The 3,443-nt window shown below is 68.6% G+C and carries 1 protein-coding gene; it reads right to left on the minus strand.

The features are described 5' to 3' along the window. Positions 1 to 3,443 (minus strand): hypothetical protein (locus tag AB7E83_RS28035; protein ID WP_428574812.1); only part of this gene is annotated, 3,443 nt, incomplete at both ends.

A 3,443-nucleotide genomic window follows, 5' to 3' on the forward strand; every position in this document is an offset into this window, starting at 1 on the left:
TGCCTCGGACTCGTCGTCTTCAGCAGCAGCGGCCGATTCGTCAGCGCCACCTGCGGATTCGGCGTCGCGGCCAGGATGCCTGTCGGCTTGTTGTCCCCGAACGCCGAATAGGGCCACTGCCACACCGGCGTCTTCTCCACGTTCGTCATCAGCCTCGGCGTGCCGAGGTGATCGGTATGGATCGCGAAGAAATGGCCGTTGCGGTAGACGGCGACCGGAATCGCATGGCCCTCGCCAACAGGCAGCCAGATGTACTCGTTGCGCCCCACGCCCGTCGCACTGCCGTTGTCGTAGGAGCCGACCACGGCCCATGACGGGATCGCACCATCGCCGTACATGTACGCGGTGCCGATGCTCGAGTTCGCCGCCGCCTGTTTGAACAGCCAGCCGAAGCGGGACTTCAGCCAGGTGATGAAGTCGTCGCCGAGATTGTCGGCGGTCGGCAGAGTCTGCTCGGCGCGCATCTCGCCTTTGAAGACGCGCTGGCCGAAGGCGTTGTGCAGGTAGCTGACCGAGGCCGCTTCCCCGTCCTTCGTGAGGCGCACCTTCGAAAGCCGGTTCGCCGCGTCGTAGTCGAAGTCGCGCAGGCCGTCCGCGATCAGGCTGCCGTTCGCATCCACTGCGTAGCTGACCTGGCTCGTGGCGACCTTCCTGGTGGCGCCCTCCGTTCGCGTGACCGTTTGCGCGAAGCCGAGGAGCCGATTGCTCGTGCCCTCGATCTTCAGGTTTCGCTGGGTCGACAGCATGAAGTCCGACGACTCGTAGGCGCCATCGAGATCCGTGTCGCCGCGCACGATGTCCACGGCGGTGAGCCGATTGCTGTTCGGGTCGTAGCTGTAGGTCGTCTGCGCGCCGTCGCGCACGAAACTCGTGACGCGGTTGCGACGGTCGTAGCCGATCTGCCACGTCAGCGGGGTCGTGAAGCGCGCGCCCACCGTGTCGGCCGCCCAGAGCTGCTGCGTGATACCGGTCATGCGGCCCGCGGCGTCGTAGACATAGCTCGCGACCTCATTCGAGGTCATGCGTCCGTCGGCATCGAAGGCGCGCGAGGCGACGTCGCCATTGAACCAGCGCCATGCGCGGGGCTGGCCGAGCGCGGTGTGGGCGAGATCGCTCACGAGGGGCAGCACCGCCGCCGGCTTGAGCAGGCTGCCGCCGGGCGGCTGCGCGTCGATCCCCGTGATGCGGCCATCGACGCGGCGATAGGCGATCTTCAATCCGCTCGGGTAGACCATGCCGGCAAGTTCGCCGCCAGCATACGAGTACGCGATGCGGAACCGGCTGGGCGATGCGGGGTTGTCGTGGACGTCCTGCGTCTTGACGGTGACGCGGCCTTGCAGGTCGCGCTCCAGGACCGTGACGCCCGAGTTGTCCTCGACGCGCGAGACCGCGCCCGAGGCGTCGTAGTGCAGCGTGGCTGCGTGGTCGCTCGCGTATTCGATCCGCGTCTCGCGTCCGAGCGCGTCGCGTTCGATCTGCGTGACCTGACCCTTGGCGTCTTCGATGCGGATCACGTCGCCCGCCGCGTCGCGATCGAAGCGGATCGTTCCGATGTCGGAACTGGTCTCGCTCGTGACTTCGCCGAAGGCATTGGTCGCGTACTGCGTGCGCACGCCCTTGGGGTCGACGACCTGGGTGAGGCTATCGAGCGGGGTCCACGCCTGCGACGCGCTTTCGTTGTCCGCGAAGGTGGTGGCGGTGACGCGGCGCAGCGCGTCGAGGTTCTGGCGCGTGGTCTGGTTGAGCGGATCGGTGTGGGCCACCCATTCGCCGTTGAGGTCGTAGCCGAGCTGCGTCGCCTGGCCCGATGCGCCTGTGACCGCGGATACACGGTTCAGCGCGTCGATGACGCTGCCCGTCACGCGCGCGATGGCGCCGCTCGCATCGCGCACCTCTTCGCGAATCCGGTGGCCCGCCGCGTCGAGCGTGTACGCGAGGGTCGCGCCCGCACTGTCCTGGGCGCCGACGAGCCGGTCGTTCGGGTCGTAGCTGTAGGCCACGCGGTAGCCGAAGGGCAAGGTGACGCTGGCGATGCGGCCGGTGGCGGTGTACGCGTACGCCGTGACCTCGCCTGCGGCCGTGCGCGACAGCAGGCGGCCGCGCGCGTCGTAGTCGAAGCGCGTGACGAGGCCATTGGCCAAGGTCTGCGTCAGCAGGCGCCCCGCCCCATCGAACGTGGAGCGTGTCTCTTCGCCGAGCGGATTTTTTTCGGCGATCCGGTTGCCGGAGGCGTCGTATTCATACGCCCAGGTGCGGCCCAGGGGGTCGGTCATCGATGCGACGAGGCCCTGCGGCGTGTAGGTCCAGGAGCGGCTGCGCCGCGCGCCCGTCGCGAGGTCGATCTGCGTGTGCCGCAAGACGTTGCCGAGCACGTCGTATTCGATTTCCGTCGTTCGGCCGGGCTCGGTGATTCGCACCGGCAGGCGCATCGTGGGGTGCCACTCCGTCTGCACGCTGCGCTGCTCGGGCAGACCCGCCGCCTCGGTCGTGCCGGTGCGAAGCTGCCGCGCCGCGTCCCACGCGTATTGCGTGCGCACGCCCAGGTGATCGAGGTCCGAGGTCGGCAGGCCCAGCTCGCCCTGGCTGCGAATGGCGACCGATCCGCCCACCGCGCTGTCGGCGCCTGCCAGCTGCACCCGGCCATTGCCGCCGAACCAGGTCTGCGTGACGGGCACGCCCAGCGCATTGGTGATCTGCACGCTCACGCGGTAGATGGCGGGGTCGATGGTGGAGCCGGCGACGAGCATGCCGCGCGTGGACGCGAGCGGGTAGTTCACGGTCGTGGTGCCCGCGCCGCCGGGCTCGTGCATGGTGACGGCGCGGCCGGCTGCATCGTAGGCGTACGAGCGAATCGAAGTTGTACCGCTGTAGACGCCGGTCAGCGCATTCGGCCGCGTCGCAAGCTGATGCTCGTAGCGGCGTGTTGTGCCGTCGGGATGGTGTGCCTGCACGAGCCGGCCGACAGCATCGTGCGCGTAGGCGACGACGCTGCCGTCGGGGAAGGTGACGGCGGCGATGCGGCCTCCTGCGTCACGGCTGAATGCGAGGCTGCGCCCGAACGCATTCGTGACGCCGATCAAGAGGCCCTGAGCGTCGTACGCGAGCGTCGTTCTCCAGCCATTGCGCTGCGTCACGTGCAGCAGGCGCCCGGCCGCATCGAACTGCCAGCGCGATTCGTCCGACGCCTGCTCGTACATCGGACCCGACGTCGTCCCGATGAGGCGATCGCGCTGGTCCTGGGAGATCCAGGGCGCCGTCTCCGAGGTCCGGCGAAAGATCGCCCGATGCCCCGAGGGCAGCGTCACCCAAGCTTGGGCACCCGACCGCGAGAAGGTCGCCGACCACGGATGCGACCACGTGCCCAGGCCCGTGACGAGCGAAGCACCGCTGCGATAGCGGCGCGTGAAGGTCAGCGAATGCGCGCCCTCGTCCACCCAGTCCAC

The sequence above is a fragment of the Ramlibacter sp. genome (assembly GCF_050250995.1).
Lineage (GTDB): Bacteria > Pseudomonadota > Gammaproteobacteria > Burkholderiales > Burkholderiaceae_C > Ramlibacter.